This window comes from Pseudomonas sp. p99-361 (assembly GCF_003935475.1).
Taxonomy (GTDB): domain Bacteria; phylum Pseudomonadota; class Gammaproteobacteria; order Pseudomonadales; family Pseudomonadaceae; genus Aquipseudomonas; species Aquipseudomonas juntendi.
Map to the genome: position 1 here is coordinate 74,217 of NZ_RHQO01000009.1, position 23,540 is coordinate 97,756.

The 23,540-nt window shown below is 54.6% G+C and carries 26 protein-coding genes; 13 read left to right on the top strand and 13 right to left on the bottom strand.

Annotated features, from left to right (window positions below):
• The first annotated feature begins 5 nt into the window (after window positions 1–5).
• Window positions 6–812, top strand: coding sequence for a hypothetical protein (locus EGJ22_RS06305; protein WP_029886792.1), 807 nt, complete (start codon window positions 6–8; stop codon window positions 810–812).
• Between the two features lie 367 nt (window positions 813–1,179).
• On the top strand, window positions 1,180–2,007 hold the full coding sequence (locus tag EGJ22_RS06310) for a hypothetical protein (RefSeq protein ID WP_029886791.1): 828 nt from the start codon (window positions 1,180–1,182) through the stop codon (window positions 2,005–2,007).
• A 405-nt stretch (window positions 2,008–2,412) separates the two neighbouring features.
• Here EGJ22_RS06310 and EGJ22_RS06315 read toward each other — a convergent pair whose 3' ends face one another.
• Entirely contained in the window at window positions 2,413–3,321 is a 909-nt protein-coding gene (locus EGJ22_RS06315) for a LysR family transcriptional regulator (protein ID WP_029886790.1), read from the bottom strand.
• 102 nt (window positions 3,322–3,423) lie between these two features.
• Here EGJ22_RS06315 and EGJ22_RS06320 point away from each other — a divergent pair, with 102 nt between their 5' ends.
• Complete coding sequence (locus EGJ22_RS06320) at window positions 3,424–4,176, top strand: SDR family NAD(P)-dependent oxidoreductase (protein ID WP_029886789.1); 753 nt, start codon at window positions 3,424–3,426, stop codon at window positions 4,174–4,176.
• A gap of 62 nt (window positions 4,177–4,238) precedes the next feature.
• Here the strand turns inward: EGJ22_RS06320 and EGJ22_RS06325 are convergent, their stop codons facing one another.
• A complete protein-coding gene (locus tag EGJ22_RS06325) occupies window positions 4,239–4,823 on the bottom strand; it encodes a hypothetical protein (RefSeq protein WP_029886788.1) in 585 nt (194 codons plus the stop codon).
• A 321-nt stretch (window positions 4,824–5,144) separates the two neighbouring features.
• On the opposite strand from EGJ22_RS06325, the gene EGJ22_RS06330 reads away from it, so the two are divergent.
• The 5 genes from EGJ22_RS06330 (at window position 5,145) to EGJ22_RS26075 (ending at window position 9,648) form a co-directional block, all read left to right on the top strand.
• On the top strand, window positions 5,145–6,311 hold the full coding sequence (locus tag EGJ22_RS06330; RefSeq protein WP_029886787.1) for a hypothetical protein: 1,167 nt from the start codon (window positions 5,145–5,147) through the stop codon (window positions 6,309–6,311).
• 183 nt (window positions 6,312–6,494) lie between these two features.
• Complete coding sequence (locus tag EGJ22_RS06335; protein ID WP_029886786.1) at window positions 6,495–7,403, top strand: LysR family transcriptional regulator; 909 nt, start codon at window positions 6,495–6,497, stop codon at window positions 7,401–7,403.
• 103 nt (window positions 7,404–7,506) lie between these two features.
• A complete protein-coding gene (locus EGJ22_RS06340) occupies window positions 7,507–8,496 on the top strand; it encodes a zinc-dependent alcohol dehydrogenase family protein (protein WP_029886785.1) in 990 nt (329 codons plus the stop codon).
• A gap of 208 nt (window positions 8,497–8,704) precedes the next feature.
• Window positions 8,705–9,007 carry a nucleotidyltransferase family protein gene (locus EGJ22_RS06345; RefSeq protein ID WP_029886784.1) on the top strand — a complete coding sequence of 101 codons (303 nt, stop codon included), beginning with the start codon at window positions 8,705–8,707 and terminating at the stop codon, window positions 9,005–9,007.
• 479 nt (window positions 9,008–9,486) lie between these two features.
• The gene (locus EGJ22_RS26075; protein ID WP_172828438.1) at window positions 9,487–9,648 is read left to right on the top strand and encodes a hypothetical protein; all 162 of its coding nucleotides are present in this window, start codon (window positions 9,487–9,489) and stop codon (window positions 9,646–9,648) included.
• 340 nt (window positions 9,649–9,988) lie between these two features.
• On the opposite strand, the gene EGJ22_RS06350 is transcribed toward EGJ22_RS26075, so the two are convergent.
• The 3 genes from EGJ22_RS06350 to EGJ22_RS06360 form a co-directional block, all read right to left on the bottom strand.
• Window positions 9,989–10,738 carry an NAD-dependent deacylase gene (locus EGJ22_RS06350; RefSeq protein WP_029888084.1) on the bottom strand — a complete coding sequence of 250 codons (750 nt, stop codon included), beginning with the start codon at window positions 10,736–10,738 and terminating at the stop codon, window positions 9,989–9,991.
• A 1,020-nt stretch (window positions 10,739–11,758) separates the two neighbouring features.
• Window positions 11,759–11,890, bottom strand: coding sequence for a type II toxin-antitoxin system prevent-host-death family antitoxin (locus EGJ22_RS26870; RefSeq protein ID WP_080709233.1), 132 nt, complete (start codon window positions 11,888–11,890; stop codon window positions 11,759–11,761).
• Window positions 11,891–11,899: 9 nt separating this feature from the next.
• Complete coding sequence (locus tag EGJ22_RS06360) at window positions 11,900–12,196, bottom strand: hypothetical protein (RefSeq protein WP_050492218.1); 297 nt, start codon at window positions 12,194–12,196, stop codon at window positions 11,900–11,902.
• A 307-nt stretch (window positions 12,197–12,503) separates the two neighbouring features.
• On the opposite strand from EGJ22_RS06360, the gene EGJ22_RS06365 reads away from it, so the two are divergent.
• Both EGJ22_RS06365 and EGJ22_RS06370 read left to right on the top strand, forming a co-directional pair.
• Complete coding sequence (locus tag EGJ22_RS06365) at window positions 12,504–13,508, top strand: hypothetical protein (protein ID WP_029886612.1); 1,005 nt, start codon at window positions 12,504–12,506, stop codon at window positions 13,506–13,508.
• Window positions 13,509–13,881: 373 nt separating this feature from the next.
• Window positions 13,882–14,391 (top strand): ProQ/FinO family protein, encoded by a 510-nt coding sequence (locus tag EGJ22_RS06370; RefSeq protein ID WP_029886613.1) that lies wholly within the window; start codon window positions 13,882–13,884, stop codon window positions 14,389–14,391.
• 120 nt (window positions 14,392–14,511) lie between these two features.
• On the opposite strand, the gene EGJ22_RS06375 is transcribed toward EGJ22_RS06370, so the two are convergent.
• The 3 genes from EGJ22_RS06375 to EGJ22_RS06385 form a co-directional block, all read right to left on the bottom strand.
• Window positions 14,512–14,700 (bottom strand): AbrB/MazE/SpoVT family DNA-binding domain-containing protein, encoded by a 189-nt coding sequence (locus tag EGJ22_RS06375; RefSeq protein ID WP_029886614.1) that lies wholly within the window; start codon window positions 14,698–14,700, stop codon window positions 14,512–14,514.
• Window positions 14,701–14,856: 156 nt separating this feature from the next.
• Window positions 14,857–15,441: a hypothetical protein gene (locus EGJ22_RS06380; protein WP_029886615.1), complete on the bottom strand. Its 585-nt coding sequence runs from the start codon at window positions 15,439–15,441 to the stop codon at window positions 14,857–14,859.
• A gap of 121 nt (window positions 15,442–15,562) precedes the next feature.
• Window positions 15,563–16,045: a hypothetical protein gene (locus EGJ22_RS06385; protein WP_202981963.1), complete on the bottom strand. Its 483-nt coding sequence runs from the start codon at window positions 16,043–16,045 to the stop codon at window positions 15,563–15,565.
• A gap of 567 nt (window positions 16,046–16,612) precedes the next feature.
• On the opposite strand from EGJ22_RS06385, the gene EGJ22_RS06390 reads away from it, so the two are divergent.
• Together EGJ22_RS06390 and umuC are read left to right on the top strand one after the other, a co-directional pair.
• Entirely contained in the window at window positions 16,613–17,041 is a 429-nt protein-coding gene (locus EGJ22_RS06390; protein WP_029886617.1) for a LexA family transcriptional regulator, read from the top strand.
• The gene (umuC, locus tag EGJ22_RS06395) at window positions 17,028–18,308 is read left to right on the top strand and encodes a translesion error-prone DNA polymerase V subunit UmuC (RefSeq protein ID WP_029886618.1); all 1,281 of its coding nucleotides are present in this window, start codon (window positions 17,028–17,030) and stop codon (window positions 18,306–18,308) included. Before EGJ22_RS06390 ends, umuC begins: the two co-directional genes overlap by 14 nt.
• 144 nt (window positions 18,309–18,452) lie before the next feature.
• Here the strand turns inward: umuC and EGJ22_RS06400 are convergent, their stop codons facing one another.
• On the bottom strand, window positions 18,453–18,917 hold the full coding sequence (locus EGJ22_RS06400) for a hypothetical protein (protein ID WP_029886619.1): 465 nt from the start codon (window positions 18,915–18,917) through the stop codon (window positions 18,453–18,455).
• A 178-nt stretch (window positions 18,918–19,095) separates the two neighbouring features.
• Entirely contained in the window at window positions 19,096–19,656 is a 561-nt protein-coding gene (locus EGJ22_RS06405; RefSeq protein ID WP_029886620.1) for an XRE family transcriptional regulator, read from the bottom strand.
• 68 nt (window positions 19,657–19,724) lie between these two features.
• Between EGJ22_RS06405 and EGJ22_RS06410 the strand changes: the two genes are divergently transcribed.
• A complete protein-coding gene (locus tag EGJ22_RS06410) occupies window positions 19,725–20,249 on the top strand; it encodes a GNAT family N-acetyltransferase (protein WP_023048458.1) in 525 nt (174 codons plus the stop codon).
• A 29-nt stretch (window positions 20,250–20,278) separates the two neighbouring features.
• On the opposite strand, the gene EGJ22_RS06415 is transcribed toward EGJ22_RS06410, so the two are convergent.
• From EGJ22_RS06415 to EGJ22_RS06425, 3 genes are all read right to left on the bottom strand, one after another.
• Window positions 20,279–21,454, bottom strand: coding sequence for a M20 aminoacylase family protein (locus EGJ22_RS06415; protein WP_023048457.1), 1,176 nt, complete (start codon window positions 21,452–21,454; stop codon window positions 20,279–20,281).
• Window positions 21,455–21,547: 93 nt separating this feature from the next.
• The gene (locus EGJ22_RS06420; protein ID WP_010955143.1) at window positions 21,548–21,901 is read right to left on the bottom strand and encodes a RidA family protein; all 354 of its coding nucleotides are present in this window, start codon (window positions 21,899–21,901) and stop codon (window positions 21,548–21,550) included.
• Window positions 21,876–23,174 (bottom strand): D-amino acid dehydrogenase, encoded by a 1,299-nt coding sequence (locus EGJ22_RS06425; RefSeq protein ID WP_125920158.1) that lies wholly within the window; start codon window positions 23,172–23,174, stop codon window positions 21,876–21,878. Before EGJ22_RS06425 ends, EGJ22_RS06420 begins: the two co-directional genes overlap by 26 nt.
• Between the last annotated feature and the right edge of the window lie 366 nt (window positions 23,175–23,540).

A 23,540-nucleotide genomic window follows, 5' to 3' on the forward strand; every position in this document is an offset into this window, starting at 1 on the left:
CAACAATGAAACCTGAGATGTCTGAGTTTTCCTACGGCTTCGCTTTCACCAACGAGCTGATCACAGCGCCTGGCGCTCATGTTGTGGCTGCCCCCGAGTTTCCTTCACTGCAGAAGGAGGGAAAACCGGGTGGTGGCTACGACGTCAAGATTCCTTTCGGATCGCCACTGTTTCTGCAGTTCAAGCTGAGCCATCGCTTGGAGCGCACGAACTGCAAGGAATACAACCTGATGGGGGGCGCCTACTACCGTTGGCACCTCCATGCGTTAAGGCATTCCGCGCAGCATGATTTGTTACTGGAACTGGAAAGCACGGGCAACGAAGTCTATTACGTGGCCCCTGCGTTCCATCTAAGCGCCGAGCTCAACACGCATTACCTGTCGAAGCAGATCGTCGACAACTCGTTAGGGTTCCGCCCCAATGATATAGGCGTGCTGCCTGATGATGATGAGCACTACGTCGTGTTCAATAGCCACCCTGTGGCCTACCGATGTTCGGATGACCCATCGCAAGTCAAAACCCACATGATGAGTGATCTTCTAGGTACCTCCCGGGATCAACGAGCCACCCGGGATCTGGATGAGGGCGGGATTCGCCAACTTGGTCAGTTGATCGTCGATGCGCTTCGTAAAAGCAGAAGCCGGCGCCTCATCGGGCACAAGTCGGTCAATCCAGATGAGGTCGCGCGGGCAATCGATGGCCAGCCTACGCTTCGTACGCTTGCATTTATTTCGCGCACAGTTCTGGATTCCGAACTGCTCATCGTCAGAAATGAGCCAACGGCGAAGCGCATCCTTCGCAAGCGAGGGTAGGTTGGTAATGCGTCGTTTGGGCCCTGGACTCCAGCTGCGGTCTTGAAGGACTCCCCACGACCGAGCAAATGTTGAGTACTGGGGGAGCCTCGTACGCATTCGGCTGGGCAACCCACTGCCTACCCATGTACACCGTGCAGTTGACGCGATGAAACGTTATCACCAGGCTCAGGCAAATGGTGTAACGGGTACTGAGCTGGAGCGCCTGCCACATGAACTGATGAGGCGGCGCGCAGCATGTGCAGGGCGAACGCATTGCCGCTCCAGCCCTTGCAGTTGCGGCAATCCTCATATGATGATGGCGCTTTGAAATCGCGTAAAATCTCGTACCTTGGTCAATGCAAGGTCTCGTTGTGCGAAGGACAGCATGAGAAAAATTACGAAAAAGCAAGTGGTCGGCGCCAGTGCAGCAGTGGTAGTTGTTGTGCTGACGAATAAATACCTGTCTCACGTAGAGGAACGAAATCGGTACGCCTATAACGCTTCCGTAGTTGCGAAGCTACCAGTACTGCCGTTCGAATCCAAGGAGCTTAGCGTCCAGGAAAAAGCTGAGGCGATGGATATCTACGATCCACAAAATCGCATTCTGGTCACTGCTGGTCTGGCGAAAAAGTACCAAAGATTTGAATTCGAGAAGGAGTACAAGACTTTCCTGGAGTCTGGACAGGAAAAGCCAAAGGATAAATTTGAAGCCAACCGGCGCTCAACTGAGAATCGTGTGGCTGCAGAGGAGGCTTTCACTCGCTACCAGATGAAGTTCGCGAAAGCTCCACCAAAGCTCATGACAGGAAACACGTCGATCCGTTTCGGAGACTATGACTTCGATAATCACTCGTTTCTCGTCAGCGATATCGGTAGAACCAGCGGGCCTTTTCCTGCTGCCATGTTTAGAAACGTTGGCAATCCAGGCTTAGTGCGTGGCCCTGGCACCAGCAGCTTTGAGCGTCTGGCCTCGGCGACAAGGGCCTATAGCGTCTCCAGCCGCACCTGGCGCGTGAGTGAGGACATCGCCAAGGACATAGACACTGAACGCTTCGAGGTCTATGCCAAGAGCTATTTTGAGACTATGTACTCGACCTCGGAGGGAGATGGCTTGATGCTCTACTGCATTCAGATGGATCTGTTCGCCGACCCAGCGATGACGATTCCCTTGGGATCTCAGGGGTGCAATAGCCTTAATGTGACGATGAACTGATTTCCCACAATCTCCCAGCAAGCTCTTTCTAACCCTTTCAATCAATAGGCGAGGGCAGGTATTCTGGGAGTGTATCGGCGTTGGAGGAGTTCCGCTTGCCATGGGCTGAAGTGCGGACTGATCGCCGGCGCCGCGCCCCAATTCGGGGGTAGGCCAATCGCTGCTTCGGGCTCGAAGAGGCCGGCTGGATCGTTGCTAGGCCTTCTATATTCTGTTTGTATAACGGGCCTTACGAATGTGGCTTGGAGGTGGCTAGGGAACCACGGGCAATTCACTCATCCGACACGGATGGCTCAACGGAGTAGCTCAGACAATCGAGTTGGATGAGGTAGCCGACAAAGGAGTACACATGTACTCCTTACGACAGCTTCTGACAAAATCCCCCCAGCGCCTGCTTGGGACTGACTACCGCCAGGCTGGGCTTGAAAGGTGTTCCGCAAAGAAATCAGAAAGGGCCTGAACTTTTCTCGGCCGTGCACGTGCTGATGGCGTTACGAAATACAGACCGCCTTGCGTCATGCGCCACTCAGGCAGTATGTGCTGTAGACGTCCATCGGCTAGGTATTCGGCGACGATGAACTCCGGAAGCTCAGCTATCGCAATCCCCGCCAGCAAAGGCTCGACCAATGCATCGGAGTTGGTGACACGTAGCGGGCCGCGCGGTGTTACATCCTGCTCGCCGCCATCACCGTGGGTGAAGCGCCATACCTGACTGCGCGCTCGATAGGCGTAGCTCATGCACGCATGAGCAACCAAATCACGTGGATGACTTGGATGGCCATGCCGAGCCAGGTACGACGGGGCTGCTACCAAGTACTGGGTTACTGAACAAATCCGTCGGGCAACCAGTGAGGAATCGGGGAGGGCAGCGATCCGCAATGCGGCATCGAAACCATCAGCTACCAGGTCGACTGTTGAATCCGATAGGTGTAGATCCAGCTCAAGTCCTGGGTAACGCTCCAGTAACTCGGGAAGCAACGGCGCGACCCAACGCAAGCCGAACGACATTGGTACGGCTAAACGCACCAATCCCCGCGGCTGCACAGATAGCTCCTGAGCTTCGCTTTCCATTTCCTCAGCCTGGCGATACAACGCACTCGCTTGATCAACCATGCGCTGGCCAAACTCGGTCATAGAGAGTTGGCGTGATGTCCGGTTAAACAGACGACCGCCAAGGCGCTCCTCTAAGCGTGCAACCGCCCGAGACACCGTAGGTACCGACACACCCATGGCCCTGGCGGCCGCCGCGTAAGAGCCCTCTTCAGCCACTTTGGCGAACATAGCCAGTCCTTCAAAATCCGGAATCCTTGGCATTTCAAATCTGCAATGATGTCTTTCAAATGATTCTATTTTGAAAAAAGTCTGCGGTCGATACGCTTCTCCCACACCGATCACAACCTCAACGGGAGAAACATCATGAGCAAAAAACTTGAAGGCAAAATCGCACTGGTTACTGGCGGCACTACCGGCATCGGCCTGGCCACTGCTAAACGCTTTGCTGAAGAGGGCGCCCACGTTTACATCACCGGCCGCCGCCAGGCTGAATTGGACAAAGCGGTGGAGCTGGTGGGCAATGCCACCGGTATTGCCGTTGACTCCACGAAGCTCGAACAGCTGGATGCCCTGTACGCCCGCATCAATCAGAACCATGGGCGGCTCGACGTGTTGCTCGCCAACGCCGGCGGTGGTTCCATGCTGCCTTTGGGCGAGATCACCGAGGCCCACTACGACGATACCTTTGACCGTAACGTGAAGGGCGTGCTGTTCACTGTTCAGAAAGCGCTGCCACTGCTGGCGCATAACGCATCGATCATTCTTACGGGTTCTACCGCTGGAAGCTCGGGTACCGCAGCGTTCAGCGTGTACTCAGCATCGAAGGCCGCTGTCCGCGCCTTTGCTCGTAGTTGGATTCTGGATCTCATGGATCGCGCAGTAAGGGTCAACACCCTCAGTCCGGGCGCGACTCGCACTCCCGGCCTGGTCGACTTGGCTGGCCCAGATGCAGAACAACAGCAAGGTCTGCTCGACTACTTGGCTTCGCAAGTACCATTGGGGCGAGTCGGAGAGCCCATCGAGATTGCCAACGCCGCAGTGTTCCTCGCAAGCGATGACTCAAGCTTCGTAAACGGAGCTGAACTGTTCGTAGACGGGGGGCAGGCACAGATTTGACGCTGATGATCTGCGAGAGGAAGGGGGATCGCCCCCCTTCCTTGCCGCACTCAATCTCGAGCTTAGCGTTTCAGTCCGCGGCGCAGCATGTCAGCTTTGACCTTTTCGTCGATCAGCTCGTGGGGAGGGTTTTCTGCCACGAGGTGCTTCTGATCAAAAATGTCCGGGAAAAATTCTTTGGCCAATTCAACTGGCACGGCTGCACTTGAGTGCCAATACCTAAGCCATGCGATCAGTTCTTGGGCATCGCTGAGAAGGTAGAGCGGTTGAGGGTTGCGCGTACGAAACGCCTCTATCCGAGACCTACCAAACCCAGTCCTCGCCTCACGGACTTCATCGCCTCGCTCATCCCATCCAATCCAGTAAGAATCGAAACCTACATCGTCATCATCATCGGCGACCATTCGGACATGGCTAGCCTGCGGATGTGGAAGCCGAGCAGCACAGATTTTTCGCATGATCGCGTCATGGATGTGAGCGGCTGTGTCTGCTGGTGCTTTTTCGAGGTTTGTTTTGAAATGATGATAGTGGGCGAATCCTAGCAGCTTCGCTTTGAACTCAAGGGTTTGGGCGTGAGTGAGGTGCTGTGGGACATCGGCAACCTCCATTGATTTGAAGGCGCTGAGAATGAATTCGGTGGTAAACATGGTCGCATGACTCCACTGTCATGGCCTTGATAGCGCATACGCACTTCGCTGAACATGCTGCTTGCTGAGCCGGCCACAGGGAGTTATGTGGTAACCGAAGAACCGAGATTTCCCACGCAGCAGGGAGGTTCACGGCAAACCCTGCAGATTAAACTAGCAAAGTGTCCTTCACCCATGCAAGCCCTCTAGGCCGATGCTCAATGCTTCCCAAGCTGAGCATGAGTTGAATGTCAGCGTCTAAGACCTAGCTCAGAACAAGCTGAAGCTAACGAGCTAACCTTGGCAGGACAAAAGTTGGAGAACCTGCTTGGAGACGGCTAGATGCACAAGACAGTTTCTTTCCCGGCCCAAGAGCTTTTCGAGAAGGTTTGGTCGACACCTGTCCTGACGCTCGCACGAGAAATAGGTGTCTCAGACGTTGCGCTGGGTAAAGCCTGCAGAAAGGCGGGTATCGCTGTCCCTCGCCGCGGCCATTGGGCAAAACCAGCAACGAAACGACCGAAAAAACCTGCTCCACCAACCTCTAACGAGCTGGTGTCATTTCGTGTGCTAGACCGCACCTTGTTCCCTGAAAAACTGGCGTCCGTAACCGAGGAAATACCTCCGCCACCCAAAGTCACGATCCCTGACAGTCTTGTCGATCCACATCCACTCGTAGACCGCTGGCGGAAGACGGCACAGAAAGCCAAAGCGATTGAAGGAAGGCTGGCGCTCCAGCAAGACAACGTGCTCAACACCAGGATCTCACCAGCACTCATCGATCGCGCCGCGATCCTCCTGAACACGCTGATCAAGCACACCGAGACCAATGGCTGTAGGTGGGCCGTATTCAAACAGCAGACGACGGTTACCTTCGACGGAGAAACGGTCTACGTAACACTGCGAGAAAGGTTGCTGAAGCAAGAGCTGCCACCGCCGCCACCAGACCCAAAGCCGAAAAAAGTCTGGACTCTAGACCTCTCACGCATGGGGATGCCTAGGTATGAGTTTCTCTCTACTGGAGAGCTCACCTTGATTCTCAGGGAAAGCCCAGACTACGGGCCGCAGAAAACATTTTCCGACGCGAAAACAGGAAGAATTGAGGACAAAATCCACCTCTTCATCCCGGGCTTAGAGGCTCTCACCAAGAGAATCAAGGTATCTCGCGAAGAATGGGAAGAGAAAAGGCGCCGCGACGAGGAGGAGGAAGTCATCCGCAAGGCTCACGCGATCAAGTCGGAGCAACAACGGCGCCTGCGAAAGCGCTTGGTGCGCAACCTCGAGCACTGGGAAAAAGCCAAAAGGCTGCGGTCTTTTGTCGACGCGGTGGTCAGAGACTGCCAGGCAGAAGCTGACCAGGTCGAAGCATGGGCGGAATGGGCGCGCCAGCAAGCCGCGCTCTTAGACCCGTCAACATCGCCCGCCACCATTTCTCTCGACTGCCAGATTGAAAGCTATTTCACTGGATACAGGATTGCGAAAGATGAGGACGATTGGTGGGAACGCTAGAAGGCGGTTAGTCCAACCTATACGCTCTAGCGCTAGTTCCAGAAAGCCGCTGCCCAGCAGGTGGATGCCATCCTGTCGCGATCGCCCATCTTCCCAATCTGGCGACAACGGCATTTCACGCTTCAGACTGTGATTGAATGGTAGGCGACTGCTTAACTGAGCAGCATCTACCTGGAGCTATGAATGGATGTGCTGAATGCGATGCAAGTGTTCGTGAGTGTTGTGGAGACGGGTAGTTTTACCAACGCTGCACAGTCACTTCACATGCACCGGCCATCGGTGTCAAAGACAATCCAGCTCCTTGAGCAGCGACTTGATGGACGACTGCTCAACAGGTCTACACGCAGTCTCAGCATGACCCCAGAAGGTGAGGCGTTTTACCATCGGTGTAAGGCCATCCTCGACAATGTCGGCCAGGCGATGGCTTCGCTGAGTGATCGTCCAGAGCGATTGATCGGGAAGCTGCGGGTTGACTTGCCGGTGTCGGTGGGCCACCTGCTCATCATTCCGTCACTGATGGAGTTCCAGCAACGCTATCCTGGGATCGAGTTGACGCTGGGTACCAGTGATAAGCCAATCGACCTCATCAGCGAAGGCGTTGATTGCGTCGTGAGGCTTGGCGCCTTGGAAGATTCCAGCTTGATCGCCAGTGGGATTGGCTATCTACCTATGGTGACGTGCGCCTCTCCAGCGTATCTGGCGCGACATGGGGTACCCGAGCAAATAGGTGATCTGAGCAAACACCTTGCGGTCAACTACTTCTCCGGCAGCAATCCTCGCACGCTGGAATGGTTGTTTGTTGACGGTGAAGAAATCCACACCGTTCGGGTCAAGTCAGCAATCAACGTGAATGACACTCAAGGCTTCGTCGCATCAGCCTTGGCGGGGTTCGGCCTGATCCAAGGCCCTGCGCTCAATGTTCAGGCTCATCTTGATTCCGGCGCGCTGGTGCGGGTAATGCAGCACTGTCCAGTACCTTCAAAGCGTGTCTCGATCCTGTACCCCCACCGCGAGCTGATGCCTCCAGCGGTCGATGCCTTCGTAGTATGGCTGCGGTCGCTAATGGCTGAAAAGGGCTTGAACCAGCCTTGATTGGTAATTTCAGGGATACCAGTCTGTAACTCGTGCGTGTCTTTTTCTCCGGCTTGCAGCTCAGTAATTTTGCCCTTTGAGCATTCGCAAGAGGAACAAAGACATGTCTAAGGTTGTTCGATTCCACCGTCTTGGCGGCCCTGAGGTTCTTCAGATTGATGAGCTTGATGTCAGGGCTCCAGGCCCAGGTGAGGTGAAGATCAAGGTCAAGGCGCTTGGGCTCAATCGCGCGGAAGCGATGTACCGCTCCGGCCAGTATACCTTTACTCCCGACATGCCCGCGGCCCTGGGCTATGAGGCAGCAGGCACGATTGAATCGGTCGGAGAGGGCGTGAGCGAGTTTGCCGTCGGTGATGAAGTGAATGTAATCCCGGCCTTCTCATTTGCGGATTACGGCATGTACGGCGAAACCGTTGTCGCGCCGGCGCATGCCTTGGTGAAGCAGCCAGCAGGGCTGTCTTCAGTAGAAGCTGCTGCTACCTGGATGAAGTACGTCACCGCTTATGGCGCGTTGGTGGATATCGGCCAGCTACAGAAAGGTGAGATTGTGCTGATCAGGGCTGCATCGAGCAGTGTGGGGCTGGCAGCTATTCAGATCGCCAATTCCCTTGGCGCCATTCCGGTAGCTTTGACCCGTACCTCGGAGAAGCGCCAGGCTCTTGTGGACGCAGGGGCAGTGCACGTGATCGCAACCGCTGAAGAGGATCTGGTCGCCGCTGTAGCTCGCATCACAGACGGGAAGGGTGCACGCATGGCCTTTGACCCCGTGGGTGGCCCTGAGGTGGGAAACATCCTGCGATCACTGTCTTTCCTAGGGATTTTCTTCCAGTACGGCGCACTAGAGACGTCTGACATCAGCGTGCCAGTGATGGAGCTGCTCGGCAAAGACTTGACCATCCGCGGTTACCAGCTTTTCGAGGTTACCCAGGATGAGGCTCGGCTGAACAGGGCCAAGGCGTTCATCACCGAGGGCCTGGAGAACGGCAGCTTGCGTCCAATTGTCGGCAAGGTGTTCAAGTTCGACGAGATCGTAGAAGCACACCGGTACATGGAGTCAAACAGCCAGGTAGGCAAGATTGTTGTAGAGCTCTGAATTGATCATGGCCCGGGCGAATGCAATGTCTGCCCGGACATAGCAGAAGCGGCTCGTGTATGTAGGTAGTCAGCGGTGGATGTGCGTCGCTGGACAGGTGTCCTATCGGTAACTCCGCCACTAGACACGCGACGCCGTAGTAGGATTGCGGAAACCCGTCGACGACCACACGCCGTTTGAGCACCTAGAGTACGAAAGGTGACCCTGCATGAAACCATCCGACGCCATCCAAGGGAAAACCAAGGAGATTAAGCAAGCTGTCGAGTCCTACGGTTTCGTGGACGTCCGGATATTCGGCTCCGTTTGCCGCGGTGAAGACAGGGAGGGCAGCGACCTCGACCTCCTTGTGACCATACCAGCTGAGCGGGCAGGGAAGATCTCTCTCTTCGACATCTTGGATCTTGAATCGAAGTTGGAGGAAATGCTGGGGGTACCGGTTGATATGAACGTGGCGAACAACATACCTGACCACCTCAAACGCGAGGTGGAGCGCTCAGCCATTCTCCTATGATCGGGCGATGCGGCCCGCTCCGTGGGGTGTCGGAAGCTTTCTATTCGAAGAATTTGATTATTTTTCGTCCCCCCCTTGAAATCAATTTTTAAAACCGGAGCTTTCTAGTTTGTAGTCAAAAGCAAAGCAGCGGTGTCCCAGCCACCGCGCATTGGGCATGCACCACACCTGCTAACAGGTTTTCGGTTTTGCCTTTTAGATTTTCGCTGTTGAGCGAAGCCGATTTTTTGGGCTGATTTTCTCTAGGAAAGTCAGAGATCAGTTCGCTCCGCTCCCCGAGCAATACTGGTCGTTTTTTGCGGGCCTGTAAGGCCCCGGCTTTGTTTTGCCCCCAAAAAACATGTGAATAACCTTATTTTTTAAAGGTTATTTGTGCACTCACCAAGGTGGATTGCTTGGCCTCTGCCATAGGGTATAGTACCGTCGCTCAGAGGCTACTGCCCGGTAGCGTCGATTCGTTTCAGCCATTGGCACCCTGAATGACACGTGAAAAATCTGCGAAAGAGCAGAGCCCACCACTCGATGCTTTTGAACTCAAAATGGCTCGTGAGCGCCCAACTTTTTTGAATCAAGAAGTGCTTGATGCCATTGCCCGAGAGCATGCTGGCGACCTGATCAGAATCGCCAACGGCTTTGGATGACGAGACATTGTTGGTGCCCATTCAGCTGCCTAAGTGACAAACATACCTGCGATGATCCGAGCATCTAGCAAGGCATGATGAGGGAGGTCTGACCCGTCGTTCAGCGGCTCGAGGGTGAGCGCGTTGGTGGGCGCCGGATACACGTTTTGCGGCCACTTACCTTCGTTGTACGCAAGTTCGCAGAACAGCTCCCAGTCGTACTCTGGGGCATCAGTCAGTACCGTGATCACGCAGTCGAATGAGCGCAAAAACGCAATCAGCCCCTCTCGGGCAACGAGAATGGGACAGGATGACCTGGGCATGCAGTCGACCTGGCATCCACTTTCAAACCCAAGGTGAATCAGCCGAAAGCGCTCTCGACCAGTTCTTGCATAACAGAGGCAGGCCCCTGCAAAAATACTTCTTGGCCACTGACCTCAAACCGTACCGGATTGACATGCACAACCCTCGCACCTGCCCCTAGAGCACGTAAGGGCAGCTCCGCAGCTGGGAACACGACACCTGATGTTCCAATCGAGAAGAACAGATCACAGTTACCTGCCGCGGTAAGGCCAGCACTCCAGGCCGACTCTGGAAGCATCTCTCCGAACCAGACCACTCCAGGCCTGATGTACCCATTACATTCAGCGCACCGCGGTGGCTCAAGACGGCAACCATCCACGGGTAATTCATTAGATGGAAGGGACGTCACGTGCGCATGGCCGCAGTCAATGCACCTGGGGGCGCGAAGGCTGCCATGAAGGTGGATCACGTCTTGACTACCAGCGCGTTCATGCAGGTCATCCACGTTCTGGGTCACGACTGTCGGCTTAGGAACGTGCTGAGCGAGTTCTGCTATCGCGAGATGAGCTGCATTCGGCTGCGCTTGGAGCACTTTCAACCTACGCCACTCATACCAACCCCAGCACAGCCCAGGATCCGCACGGAACGCTTCGGCTGTCGCTAATTGAGCAGGGTCGAATCGAGACCAGAGACCGGTCAATGCATCTCTGAATGTTGGGATCCCACTCTCGGCGGATACGCCGGCACCGGTGAAAACGACAACGTGCCTTGCCTCCTGCAACAGCTCAGCGATGGTAGTGAGAGGCATTGAGATGTCCTGGAAATTCGTTCCCTTGAGGTTACCCGAGCCTACCTGTTTGGTCATAGTGCGATGCTGAGGGATCGAGCAGCAGTGTTTGTGTAAGTCGTATAAGTGTCCAGAAAACCAAGCTGGCGCTAAGGCGCAGGTAAGACCGTGTAGGAGCGGTTCACATCAAAAATAACTGTATGTTTATACAGTTAACCTATCAGCAACGGAGAAACGCATACCGATTGAGCAGATTTTGCATCGCTGGCGCTGGTAGAAGGGCACGGAACCGGACATTCCGTCAAAGCCCTATAATTTCTCGTAAGCCCCAAACCACGGGTCTTCCAGGCTAACTATGCTGCCTTTTCTGGACAGTTATGAGACGGCAGCGAGCTATGAGTATCAAATCTACCGGTAGGGAAAATAAAACTGTATGCATATACAGCCCCTCCGCGCTAGGACAAGTCATTGTGTCCGATGGGGTAGGCGCGTCGTTTTCCAAAATGCTAGGGTGAAGCTCGCAAGACGCCATTCACCCCATTGCGAGGCACCAATGAAAAGGACAGGAAGTCGGCAGCGCGCAAGGGAAAGCATCGCCAGAATGATCGCAAAGATCCAGAAACTCGAGGCAGCCCGTCACTCAGGACAACCTGGAATCATTGAACGACTGAAGGGTATGTTTGGAGTCGCGCTCAGGGCACAGCAGGGTGTCGAGTCGAACCGGCAAGTACAGTAGGGCAGATGACTTTGCCGAGCATGGCTTACGTACCAATTTTCTAGGGAAGAACTGTCCGAGTTCTTGAGCGGCCTGCTGGCGATGAGGCAAGAATCAGCCCCCTTGATCAATCGCTGGCGCCTGTAGCCTTGTCGCGACTGAATGATCCACGAAACTACTCGACCTGAATCTGGTACGGGTACCGCGTGCAAGCGGAGCGCGCAAGGCGTGAGGATCGAAGCCCGGAGGGCCAAGACGAAAGCGAAGCGGCCGGCTTGGTTCACGAGAGCCGACCCAACGGGCACGCCCTGGAAAGCCCTAAATGCCTACTCGTCGAGCTCCAACCGACATACTGGTTTCCCACGCCGGGTCAAAATGAACGTATGACCTTTCTCTGCGAGCTTGAGCACTCGACGAAAACGTCGACGCGCCCGGCTGATGCTCATCACGTACTCCATAAAACCCTCTTAACCTAACAATCGTCGAAGAAGCCCTTCGACCTGCGTGTTTTCATACCTGGCACATAGCTCGTCGAGCTTGGCGCCCCGACGCTCACCAGTCGCAAGGCTCAGCCCATGCAGAGCGTTAAACAGCCGTTGCTGCTCCTCAACACCTTCGCGAACGTCTTGCCACATTGAATTGACCAGTTTCACCACCGACTCCAACTCAGCAGCCAGAACCTGTGTCTCGATGAGCTTGTTACTGTTCACTGTCGTCTTGAGAGTCACTTTACGCTGCTCAAGCTCTTGGAGCTGCTCGCTCAAGCATTCGGCCTAGCCAATCGACGTGGCAATTCCAGCGATGAAGGCTTTGTCTTCCTGGACGCTGTAGATAGCCAGCGAACCGTCGGCGCCACCGGTAACATCGGGGTGGTGGATTTGATAGACATCAGAGAGATGCTCCCCCCTGACCATCCCATGTAAACCGACCCGGTGGAGGCGCTTAAGCAATATCCCCAAGCTCAAGCCGCAGGCATCCAGCCACGCTCTTCACTTTCGTTGCACATACTAGAAGGTAGATAATGATCGCAATAATCTCTCCAGCGTACTCGGTGAAGGTGGTTTTCCCTCAATGCTTAAATGGCTTTCCTCAATTAGTCGCGATTTTCGCATTCACCTTGACTGGCCGCGTTTCGAGGAATTAGAGCGCTACCGCTATGTCACGGAGGCCTACGATCAATTCCCTACACAAGTGATGGAGGCGGATCTAGCCGAGCGACTGAAGCGCGTTCAAGATGAGGCGGCTGCAAAGTTCAATGCTGATCGTGATCGGCTGGAAGGTGCGGTCGCAGCACTGCAACCCAAAGTCACTGATGCCAAGCGTCTGGTGAGCCTTTTTCAGCGCGACTATCGCGCTGAACTCGAGGCCCTGTACGCAGAAAAAGATCGGCTACGCGGTGAAATGCAACTGACAAGGGAAAAGAAATCATCCGAGTACGACAGCATCGAGGAGTTGCACGAGGAGAAAAAAGATCTGTATAAAAAACGTCACGAGCTTCAGGACGAAATTAACAGCTGGTATGCGCAAGCTAACCGGAGTCGGGTTTTGCTGGGGAAAAAAAATCGAGAGATTCCAAAATACTCGATCTTCGGGATTAGCCAAAATTCATTGCAAAGCGCCAAGAACGACCGGGATGTCGTAATCAAGAAGATCAAGCGGGTGAAAGAGGAAATCGACGAGGCCAACAGTGATATCTATGCCTTGAATAAGGCACTAGAGCAAATGGGTGAGAAATTTGGCCAGACCAAGCAGCGCATCGTAGATACCAAGCGGGATCGGACTGAATTTTTCGATCTGAGAGAGTCAGGTAAGACCTTAAAGGCCCTGAAAAGTGACCAGGACGATTTGGCCTGTGAGCTTGCCAGGTTGCGCACCTCTGCGGTCTCACTCGAAGAAGAGCGGACATATTTCATCCGAGATGCCGAAAACGGGTATGGTGTGCAGGCGCTTCGCACCGAACTGAATAATCGGATTGAAACTCGTGTTGCCCACCTCAGAGCATACGATCTACCCGAACAACAGATGCAGCGTAAGCTGCGACACCGAGAGCAGTGGCTGCGGGAGCACTCGAAGTAGCACTCAAATTCCAAGGTGAGTTACCCCGGCGTTCCCAGAGACGCGATGACTGCTTATAACCGTTAGCTGCCTTTTGCAAAGGACAGCAATGGGTCGATAGCAACCATTCGCGACTGATCGCTATCGACCCGTGCAGTCATTCGCGAGAGATAGCAATCGAGCAGAAGCGGACGTACAGAATGTGGCCGATTGTTGATGGTTGCCATTGGCTGGCTGGAAGATGTCGCGACTAGATCGAGCTGCTGAGGTTCGGTGTAATGCACAGGCTCAAATCCACTGAGCCAGCGGCGATTTATCCTGTTTCAGCTGCTCCCAAGCGCTGAATGGAATATCCTTGCGACACGCAATCAACCTCGAAGCAGTGAATTGAACGATGGGTTTTGAACAACTAGCTGGGCTACGTGACCGCCTGTGTGCTGAAAATGAGCAGGCAAAGGCCGATAGCACTACACACCTTAAACGCAAATCCGCCCCGCAGGCCAAGCCTCGTGTGCAGGATCCGGCGGTGGAAGCGATCTGGCCACTGCAGAAGCATTTTCCATTGGCGTTCCCTGTCAATCCGGCCCCCAAGGTTCCGCTCAAAGAGGGCATTCTCAAAGATGCCGAACAACACCTGGAGCTGCTCGGGATAACCCGCGAGCAGCTCAAGCTTGCCATCTCTACCTGGTGCAGAGGAGCTCGATATTGGGCAAGCATGGTGGAGAATGCGCCGCGCTTGGACTTGAGTGGACAGGCAGCCGGCATCGTGACTGCTGCCCAGGCGATGTACGCGAAGCAGCAGGCTTTGCGGCAACGCAGCCAAGACCGACGAAATCGTGCGAAGTCAAAAGCACCTGTCCCTGCACCCGTTGCCGATGCCGTCGTGGAACAGACTACAGATTGAATGCAGTCGCACCTTGCATAGTGTCGCCACTGGCAAGGCGCGTGAGTAACTGTTGACCTGCGCGCTCGATGGGCGCGCAATCTGCTGGGGCGGACTATCTATATTGGGTCGAAAGCAGTCTCAGGATTTCGAGTCGGTGCCTCGGATTGGCTTTAGCACTATCGATCCATCGACCAGCTCGATGCTCAAAGAGTCACCAAGACCGACGTCCATTGGCGCAAGGATGGCCGGCGGGAGATCGATGATGACGTCCCTGCTGCCGTCGCCTGGATCCTGGCAGATCACAGTCGTTTGCAATGAATCACTCATCAGGCGTTAGCTCCAGTCTCGACAGAAGTAATTACGCGATATCCTACGCCGCAAGTGCGCTACTGGTAGTTGTCGGCCAGTAGCGGTTACTGTGGACTCGGGTCTTCGCGGCACCAGTAAACTGGATGATGTTCAGCAACTGCCCCCTCTTTTGATTTATGGCTCATAAAGGCACCCACCAAGTGGATCAGTCCAGACCAGATCCCCAGTAGCGGGTCGTCTCATAATGTTGTCAAGCTTGGCATCGACGTTACCTTCATGGCGCTCCGCAAACTCAGCCGACTTAGCGAGAGTTATCAAAACTCCTGCTAAATCTGGATACTCGTCAGCTAAGGCCCAGCATTGTTCAGAAAGCGCGCAATTGGCAGGTAAATCATCATTTTCGTCGAGCAACCCCGACAATATGCCGGCAAGTAAAGGTTCACTGGTCTCATCTACGCTCGTCAACCTCTCCACTTGGGCCAGCCAATAGAACTCACTAGCGCTTCCTGGGAGTGAAGAGTCAGAGGGGCCGACTGCGCCGTAATCGTGAATGATCTCGACAACATTACGGTTGCCTTCAGCCGACTGCTGGGCGAGAAAGTTGTGTCCGCATCCTTCGAGAGTAAGGCGATAAAGTCTGTCGCCACGCTCAAACAACATGCTGCTAGAGCCTTGACAAAGGAAAGTTGCTTCTTTCAGCGGCTCTTTTGTGAGGATTTCCTGAAAATGAACACCCTCAAACGCTGGTTCATCGGTCATGCGTACTCCCCAACCTGATTTTTTCAATGGGATATAGCTGAGTAAGAATGAGCACGAGAGCCCATTAGAAGTAATGCCAGTTGGACTAACCTGGCTTATGACCTCCGGCTTGGATGAATTGTTAAATACCGACTCCTGATGCTTCGATCGCCGCTTTTGAGAGGAGGCCAAGGTTGCTTCTGAGGTGAGCTTTTTCCCCTAGCCAATTAGGAATCAAAGCGCCTTGGGCAGCAAAATGCTCAACATGAACCACTGTGATTCTTCCGTCCGTGTAGGCAACTGAGTTGATCATTTTCCAAGCGCCAGGGCGAGCGCGGCGAAATAGATCGTAAGCGGACGCGACATAGTTCAGGCCCGTGCCCAAGCCAAACATGACAATGAGCCGAGTCTCTTCCGGCAGGTCACGGAGAAAGGTAGTTGTGCAGTTAGTCGCGACCGATGTGCCGAACGGGGTACCAATGAACTTGTCCAGCATGCCGCCACCTGATCCTTTCCAAGACGCAGACTTATGGTCATAGCGCTCTACAGTGCAACGAATGAGTGAAGCGAAATGAAAGCGCCCGGACTTATCCGCGATAAGACGATCTACATGTTTCTTCAGCATATCGGACTCGTCGGTGGGGATGAGCCCGACGTGAGCCAGAATTTTGCCCACGTTGAGGCGATTGCCCTTGTACGCAATCTCGTCGTGAGGTTTAGAGGCGAGTGCTCCAGTCTGAGTTGGGCCCTTGGAAAAGCCAAGTACAACAACCTCGGGCTTAGTGCTACCCCATGCCAGAGGGTTTGCTGTAATTCGCCAATCTCCCTCCGCGCGCTTAGATACATCGAATTGTGGCGCAATATCACTATAGCAACGCGAGCAGGAGACTCTGCCGTGACTCGGTAAGCAACTCATCAATCCTCCTAGTACAGCCAAAGTCTGAAGTAGCCGAGAGCCTATAGGACGGACTCCATAAGCACCTAACTACTACGAGGCAGATGCTCGTTGCGGTTGACGTTAACAATTTGCCATCACAGAGTCCACCGTCCGCTCCTGGCCGTTAGCTGCCTTCCGCGAATGGGTCGTTAGAGGTCATTCGTGATCTTGCCACCGTCAGCTTTTCCGGGCTGCGTTGACCAAGTGATGAAAAAGCGCTTAACTGTACAAACATACAGTATAGGCATTTTCTTCATGGTCACGATTCTCGGCCCCCTCGAACCCAGCGGAGCGAAGCTTCCGCTTTTTTCCTTCCATGTCCCTGCGGGCTTTCCATCCCCCGCAGCCGACCACTTGGAAAAGCGCATCTCGCTTGATGAGTTGCTCGACGTCCGGGCTCCGCACATTTATCTGGTGCGTGTAGAGGGCGACTCGATGATCGGTGCCGGCATCTACCCTGGCGACCTCGTGATTGTGGATCGCTCCATCGAGGCGGAGCCAGGCCACATTGTCATCGCCGCAGTGAACTGCGAACCGCTCTGCAAACGCCTGGCTCGAGATGGCAGCCAGGTGGTGCTCAAGTCCGAGAACCCGCGCTACCCATCTCGTTACCTTCTCGAAGGGGAAGAGCTGCAGGTGTGGGGTGTGGTGACCTACAGCGTGCGAAGCCATGACAAAGCCTGAGCGGGTCTTTGCCCTCATCGACTGCAACAGCTTCTACGCGAGCTGTGAGCGTGTGTTCCGCTTCGACCTTCGTTCCAAGCCTGTTGTCGTGCTCAGCAACAACGATGGTTGCGTGATCGCCAGGTCGGCAGACGCGAAGCCCTGGATCAAAATGGGCGAGCCGTATTTCCAGATCAAGGACAAGCTCTGTAAGCACGGCATCGTCGCATGCTCGTCGAACTACGAGCTATATGGCGACATGAGTGAGCGGGTAATGACCGTCATTGAGTCCATGGTGCCGGCGGCAGAGGTCTACAGCATCGACGAGGCGTTCGCCGAGCTCACGGGCATGCCCGGCGATCTCGAGCGCTTGGGCCGGCAGATCCGAGCTGAAGTTTATCGGCGCACAGGCATCCCGGTAGGTGTTGGCATTGCCTCTACGAAGACCCTGGCCAAGCTGGCAAACCACGCTGCCAAGAAATGGCAGAACCACACCGGTGGAGTGGTCGACCTACGCGATGAGGTGAAGCGGAACTGGGTGCTCAAGAAATGCGATGCAGGAGATGTTTGGGGCATTGGCCGTCGTCTCTCCGCTCACTTGGCGGCTATGGATATCCGTACTGCGTGGGAGCTTGCACATGCCGACGCCTGGTCGCTCAGAAAGCAGTTCAGCGTTGTGCTGGAGAAGACTGTACGCGAGCTTGGTGGTACCACCTGCCTGGAGCTAGACGAGCCCGATCCCCCCAAGAAAGAAATTTGCTGCAGTCGTATGTTCGGTACCCGGCTCACTGAGCTGGCCCCTATCAAGGAGGCAATGGCGACCTACACGTCTAGGGCTGCCGAGAAGCTTCGTGCGCAGCAGTCGCTCTGCAAGCGTCTACGCGTGAGCATCCGCACCGGCATGTTCAATCCCGATGAGGCGAAGTATGCCAACGGCGTTCTTGTCGAACTGCCGTACCCAACGGATGACACGCGCTTGCTGACAAAGGCTGCGCAGGAGGGGGTAGAGAGGGTTTACCGGGAGGGCTACCGCTACAGCAAGGCTGAAGTCCTTCTGCTCGACCTCAGCCAGCGTAACGAGATCACAGGTGATCTGTTTGCGGTTGCACAGCCAGTCGCCAGTGAGAGGCTTATGGGCGTGCTTGACGCGGTGAATGGCCGGTGGGGTAGGGGAACGATGCGGTTGGCGAGTGTGCCAGTCGATCCTAGCTGGGGCATGCGCCGGGAGATGATGAGTCAAGGCTTCTCAACGCGTATCGACGAGCTCTGGACGGTTTACCGTAAATGAAGCGTTCTCCCAAGTACGAAGCGCGAATGATCAGTGGGAGTGACCACTGGGAAAGCAGCGCCGCTGTATTGGTAAGCTGGATACTGAGAAATTCCAAGCGTGATGTAGCTTCGTCTCCCGTCTATTGACGAGCCAAAGATCAAGTCAGGTGGTCGGAGTGACAAGGATCGTTTCGAAGTCCTGCAGCGCTTGCTGGAAGTCAGAAACGGCAAAAGACACAGGTTGGAAGCCTGTCATCCATCTCGTTTGCGCTCCTACCTCAAGCCCGCCCGAGACACTCATCCCGAACCGTGCCCAGGTGACGACGCCATCGGCTACGACCTGCTCAACCATGAGCACCGTGCAGTCGAAATCCATGTCGTCCGAGCAAACCAGTAGTGACACAAGTGTCGAGGTGCCGTCTTCACCTGGAATGAATCGGCGCTTCGCTAGCTTTTCTTCATCCTCATCGAGCAGCCAAATCAGCGACAGCCCAAGCGTTGCCGCCTGTTCGTAATCCAAGTGCTGGGCGACCCACTGCTCCACGCCTATGCCATCGACCATCAACCAGGCGCAAGCACTTCGAGAAAACGTGGCCTGATAGCGACCGGCCTTGATGGAGTGGAGCATAGGAGGAAATTCCTTACACAAAGTCGGATCGCTGATCGGAAGACTGGGCCAAGTGGCTAAAGTATCGCCCCATATTGCTCGTGGGTACTATGGGAGCCAGTAGTGACCATGCGAGCAATTTACGAAGGTCGTGGGTTGGCGCTGGAGCTCACGTCAGTGTGGCTGGAGTAGCCTGAGTTCATTGATACAAAAGGTTCAGTAGGTAGCGGCAGCCTTCGTCCTGGTCAGCGATGTAGCTCACTGACCTATCGACCGCAAATTCAAGCACATCACCAGGCTGCATCGAATATCTGTCGTCACCGTACAGCACCTCTAGCGCTCCCTCGAGCAACCAAACTCGCTGATGGTAGGGATTGCTGTGCCATTGAGGGTAATCGACTCGAGTAGCCGGTGGCAGGTCGATTTCGATGAGCTCGCTACTGCTAGAATCCTTCCGTTCCGCGACCTGCCTGTGGATGTAGCCGCTTTGGCTGTCCTGCCAGGTTGGCTGGTCTGCCTGACGTCGCAGAATTGAGTAAGGAAGCGCAGTTTCCTCTGTGAGTAGCTCGGTCAGCGAAACCCCTAAGCCCGCTGCCAGTCGACCCAGAACTGCAGCTGTTGGACTGCTTTCAAGTCGTTCGATTTTCGAGATCATGGCCTTGCTCACGCCTGCCTTCTCGCCAAGCTCGGCCAAGCTCAGGCGCTGTTCCTGACGGAGCGATGAGAGCTGTTTTGCGATGATCTGATCAATCGTCTTCATGTCTTCTCTTTTGCGGAAATCACCTATACGATACGAATCGTATCATATAGTGGATTACTGGAGAGCATATGAACAACCTGGTGCGTTGTACCGAAGAGCGGCATTCAGCCGCGATACTGGAGATTTTCAACCACGCGATTTTGACCTCCACGGCCCTGTACGATTACAAGCATAGGACTGCCGAATCCATGATCGGGTGGTTTGAGGTAAAGCGACGGAACGACTTCCCGGTGGTTGGCGTTGAAGACGATGCCGGGAAGCTTCTCGGTTTCGCCAGTTATGGGACGTTCCGCGCCTGGCCCGCCTCCAAATACAGCGTCGAGCACTCGGTCTACATCCACCATGAATCCCGTGGCAAAGGGCTAGGGAAGCTTCTAATGCAGAAACTCATAGACGAGGCTATCGCACGTGACGTTCACACGATGATAGGAGGGATCGATACCACCAACCGAGGCAGCATCATACTGCATGAACGGCTCGGCTTCGTTGAGGCTGGGGTGATCAAGCAGGCTGCTTTCAAGTTCGGTCAGTGGCTGGATCTGGGTTTTTACCAAAGGATCTTGGAAACACCAGCTTCACCAACCGAGGACTAAATCCTGGCTTCAAGACATGTGATGAACTGCTAGCAATTAGCAACCTTGACCAGGTTGACCCAGTAGGCCGAGCCGGTTGCCAGAATCGAGTCGTTGAAGTCAAATTCAGGCGTGTGAATGTTGGCAGCGTACCCATCATCTCGGCCATTCCCGATCAAAATGTAGGCCCCTGGCACCTCATGAAGCATGAAGGAAAAATCCTCGCCTGCGGTCAGTGGCTTAAGTTCAGTGTTCACACGCCCCTCGCCAACAGTTAGGCCTGCCGCGCTGACAGCCAGCTCGGTTTGGACTGCTGCATTGATCACGGGCGGATATCGCCGCAGGTATTCGAATTCGACTTCGCACCCGTTCGCTGCTGCACATGCCTGAGAGATCTCGGTCATACGTCTCTCAAGCAGGTCACGGGTTTCTGGCAAAAAGCTTCGAGCAGTACCTCGGACAACAACCGACGATGGAATCACGTTCGCTGAGTTGTAGTGGCCGCCGTGCACGTATCCGACGCTGAGCACGGCAGAGTCGGATGGAGCCACATTGCGAGAGATGATCGACTGGATGCCGGTGATGAAGTTCGCTCCTGCGAGCGTTGCATCGGTGGCCAGGTGCGGCATAGAGCCATGGCCACCTGAACCTGAGAAGGTAACCGTCCATGTGTCGCTGGCAGCCATTATGGGGCCTGGGCAGATCGCAAAGTCGCCAGCAGCAATGCCAGGCATGTTATGCATGCCGAACACCATATCGCAGGGGAAAAGCTTGAATAGGCCTTCTTCTATCATCACTCGTCCGCCCCCCTGGCCCTCCTCGGCAGGTTGGAAGATGAAATGGATGATGCCTGGAAAATCTCGATTTAGAGAAAAGTAGCGTGCCGCCCCTAGGAGCATTGCAGTGTGGCCATCATGCCCGCACGCATGCATTTTCCCTTCGTGAATTGATTTGTGGTCACGCAGGGAGTGCTCCTCGATGTTGAGTGCATCGAGATCGGCACGCAGGCCGATGGTGATTCCTGGCGAGCGTCCAACGAGCGTTCCAACGACCCCGGTTTTTGCCAGTCCACGGTGAATCTCCAAGCCCCACTGAGTGAGCCGGTCGGCGATCAGCTGTGAGGTGCGATGTTCTTCGAAAGCGGTTTCGGGATGTTTGTGGATGTCGCGCCTGATAGCGATGAGCTCTTGTTGAAACTCTTTAATGTCGGCAAGCACGTGGTTCATGAGTTTGTTCCTGGATCGATTTAGCGGTGCCCGGCGAGCGCCTCTGACCTGTTACCAGGCTGGATAGGCGCCTGCCGGGTGCGCTTTTAAGCGTCAGGCGATTGCTGCTACTACGGACATCTCAACGAGCAGGCTTGGCTTGAACATAGCCGCCTCAACACAGGCTCGCGCAGGAGCCTGACCTTCCGCGACCCACTCTTCCCAAACCTCGTTCATGGCAGCGAAGTCGGTGGTGATGTCGTTCAGATAGATAGTCACTGTGAGGATTTTCGACTTGTGACTACCGGCCTCCTCAAGAAGCCTGTCAATGTTCGCCAGGGTCTCGGCAGTTTGAGTGCGAATGTCGGCATCGTGGTTGTTCGCCAACTGGCCTGCGAGATAGACGATGCCATTGTGAATAACGGTGTTGCTCAGGCGCTTATTAGAGTGCAGTCGCTGGATTGCCATGATTATGGGCTTCCTTTTGGTTGGAGTAACGGGAGATATCAAGGCCTTTGGCGCTGATCTTTGGCTTTTTTCCTGCCATCAAATCGGCCAGCAATCGACCTGAGCCGCAAGACATCGTCCAGCCTAGAGTCCCGTGGCCGGTATTGAGGAACAGGTTGCGGTATTTTGTTTTACCTACAATCGGAGTACCGTCAGGCGTTGCTGGGCGTAGCCCTGTCCAAAACGTAGCTTTGGTGAGATCCCCACCTTTTGGATAAAGGTCGCCTACAACAAGCTCAAGCGTGTCTCGGCGGCGAGCGTTCAGTGACAGATCGAAGCCCGCTATTTCAGCCATGCCACCAACACGGATTCGATCATCGAAGCGTGTGATAGCGACCTTGTAGGTTTCATCAAGAATGGTTGATGAGGGGGCCATACTTGCATCGGTGATGGGAATCGTAAGGGAGTATCCCTTCAGCGGGTAGATAGGTGCTTGGATGCCCAGCGGCTTTAACATATGGGGGCTGTAACTTCCCAGCGCCAGCACATATTGGTCGGCTACTTCGAGTTTTCCGTCGATCCATACGCCGGAAATAGTATCTCCAGAGCATTCGAGGCGGTCAATATTACATCCAAAACGAAACTCCACGCCAAGCTCTTCGGCCATCTTTGCCAACTTCCGCGTGAACATTTGGCAGTCACCGGTCTGATCATTTGGCAAGCGAAGAGCCCCTGCTAGCTTATCGCGAACACTTGCGAGCGCCGGCTCAGCTTTAGCAATTCCGTCGCGATCAAGTAACTCGAAAGGCACGCCTGACTGTTTCAGGATAGCTATGTCCTTAGCAGCATTATCTACTTGAGCTTGAGTGCGGAACAGTTGCGTAGTTCCGAGTTGGCGAGCCTCGTAAGATATACCAGTCTCAGCCCTGAGTTCATCCAGGCAGTCTCGGCTATATTCGGAAATTCGAACCATCCGTTCTTTGTTGACTGCATAGCTTGCCGGATTACAGTTACGCAACATCTGGATCATCCAACGATACTGATCCAGGCTAGACGTTGGCTTGATCGCTAAAGGTGCGTGTTGCTGAAGCATCCATCTAATGGCCTTCAATGGCACTCCAGGGGCTGCCCAAGGTGAGGCATACCCCGGAGAAACCTGCCCTGCGTTTGCGAAGCTTGTTTCCATCGCGGGGCCGTCTTGGCGATCTACCACGATGACTTCAAACCCTTCTCGAGCGAGGTAGTAGGCACTGACAGTTCCGACGACGCCGCTACCAAGTATCAGTACACGCATTCCAGGCACCTCGTAATTTAAAATTCTTTGTTCTTCTCGCAGTGCGCGATGCGGCCAGTGTAACCAGATGCCAAAAGTGAATTTCGCTGAATAAATAACGTAGCTCAGCTAAAACGCTTAGAATCACTGAAAATCACAAGCAATCTTTCGGATGTATTTTGCCGCCCCCAGTGGATTATGTTGCCGGCAACTATATGATTGATGAAATACTGCGTTATGACGCGAAAGAGAGGGCAATAACGTTTAATCCCTGCGCGCCTTGAGCTTTTTCCGTTGGTAAACTGCGCTTTACCGCACAGCTTTGATTAAGGGCAAGAGATAGCGAAGACACTGTTATCAGGGCCAGATGCCAAGAGGTGAGATAAG

What these genes read in the sequence shown, in the direction of transcription:
- EGJ22_RS06365 (WP_029886612.1), top strand. Translation starts at nt 12,504, where the DNA reads ATGCTTAAATGGCTTTCCTCAATTAGTCGCGATTTTCGCATTCACCTT.
- EGJ22_RS06335 (WP_029886786.1), top strand. Translation starts at nt 6,495, where the DNA reads ATGGATGTGCTGAATGCGATGCAAGTGTTCGTGAGTGTTGTGGAGACG.
- EGJ22_RS06350 (WP_029888084.1), bottom strand. Translation starts at nt 10,738, where the DNA reads ATGCCTCTCACTACCATCGCTGAGCTGTTGCAGGAGGCAAGGCACGTT.
- EGJ22_RS06340 (WP_029886785.1), top strand. Translation starts at nt 7,507, where the DNA reads ATGTCTAAGGTTGTTCGATTCCACCGTCTTGGCGGCCCTGAGGTTCTT.
- EGJ22_RS26075 (WP_172828438.1), top strand. Translation starts at nt 9,487, where the DNA reads ATGACACGTGAAAAATCTGCGAAAGAGCAGAGCCCACCACTCGATGCT.
- EGJ22_RS06400 (WP_029886619.1), bottom strand. Translation starts at nt 18,917, where the DNA reads ATGCTCCACTCCATCAAGGCCGGTCGCTATCAGGCCACGTTTTCTCGA.
- EGJ22_RS06345 (WP_029886784.1), top strand. Translation starts at nt 8,705, where the DNA reads ATGAAACCATCCGACGCCATCCAAGGGAAAACCAAGGAGATTAAGCAA.
- EGJ22_RS26870 (WP_080709233.1), bottom strand. Translation starts at nt 11,890, where the DNA reads ATGGAGTACGTGATGAGCATCAGCCGGGCGCGTCGACGTTTTCGTCGA.
- EGJ22_RS06310 (WP_029886791.1), top strand. Translation starts at nt 1,180, where the DNA reads ATGAGAAAAATTACGAAAAAGCAAGTGGTCGGCGCCAGTGCAGCAGTG.
- umuC (WP_029886618.1), top strand. Translation starts at nt 17,028, where the DNA reads ATGACAAAGCCTGAGCGGGTCTTTGCCCTCATCGACTGCAACAGCTTC.
- EGJ22_RS06305 (WP_029886792.1), top strand. Translation starts at nt 6, where the DNA reads ATGAAACCTGAGATGTCTGAGTTTTCCTACGGCTTCGCTTTCACCAAC.
- EGJ22_RS06415 (WP_023048457.1), bottom strand. Translation starts at nt 21,454, where the DNA reads ATGAACCACGTGCTTGCCGACATTAAAGAGTTTCAACAAGAGCTCATC.
- EGJ22_RS06420 (WP_010955143.1), bottom strand. Translation starts at nt 21,901, where the DNA reads ATGGCAATCCAGCGACTGCACTCTAATAAGCGCCTGAGCAACACCGTT.
- EGJ22_RS06375 (WP_029886614.1), bottom strand. Translation starts at nt 14,700, where the DNA reads ATGAGTGATTCATTGCAAACGACTGTGATCTGCCAGGATCCAGGCGAC.
- EGJ22_RS06380 (WP_029886615.1), bottom strand. Translation starts at nt 15,441, where the DNA reads ATGACCGATGAACCAGCGTTTGAGGGTGTTCATTTTCAGGAAATCCTC.
- EGJ22_RS06390 (WP_029886617.1), top strand. Translation starts at nt 16,613, where the DNA reads ATGGTCACGATTCTCGGCCCCCTCGAACCCAGCGGAGCGAAGCTTCCG.
- EGJ22_RS06370 (WP_029886613.1), top strand. Translation starts at nt 13,882, where the DNA reads ATGGGTTTTGAACAACTAGCTGGGCTACGTGACCGCCTGTGTGCTGAA.
- EGJ22_RS06325 (WP_029886788.1), bottom strand. Translation starts at nt 4,823, where the DNA reads ATGTTTACCACCGAATTCATTCTCAGCGCCTTCAAATCAATGGAGGTT.
- EGJ22_RS06315 (WP_029886790.1), bottom strand. Translation starts at nt 3,321, where the DNA reads ATGCCAAGGATTCCGGATTTTGAAGGACTGGCTATGTTCGCCAAAGTG.
- EGJ22_RS06405 (WP_029886620.1), bottom strand. Translation starts at nt 19,656, where the DNA reads ATGAAGACGATTGATCAGATCATCGCAAAACAGCTCTCATCGCTCCGT.
- EGJ22_RS06425 (WP_125920158.1), bottom strand. Translation starts at nt 23,174, where the DNA reads ATGCGTGTACTGATACTTGGTAGCGGCGTCGTCGGAACTGTCAGTGCC.
- EGJ22_RS06320 (WP_029886789.1), top strand. Translation starts at nt 3,424, where the DNA reads ATGAGCAAAAAACTTGAAGGCAAAATCGCACTGGTTACTGGCGGCACT.
- EGJ22_RS06410 (WP_023048458.1), top strand. Translation starts at nt 19,725, where the DNA reads ATGAACAACCTGGTGCGTTGTACCGAAGAGCGGCATTCAGCCGCGATA.
- EGJ22_RS06330 (WP_029886787.1), top strand. Translation starts at nt 5,145, where the DNA reads ATGCACAAGACAGTTTCTTTCCCGGCCCAAGAGCTTTTCGAGAAGGTT.
- EGJ22_RS06385 (WP_202981963.1), bottom strand. Translation starts at nt 16,045, where the DNA reads ATGCTGAAGAAACATGTAGATCGTCTTATCGCGGATAAGTCCGGGCGC.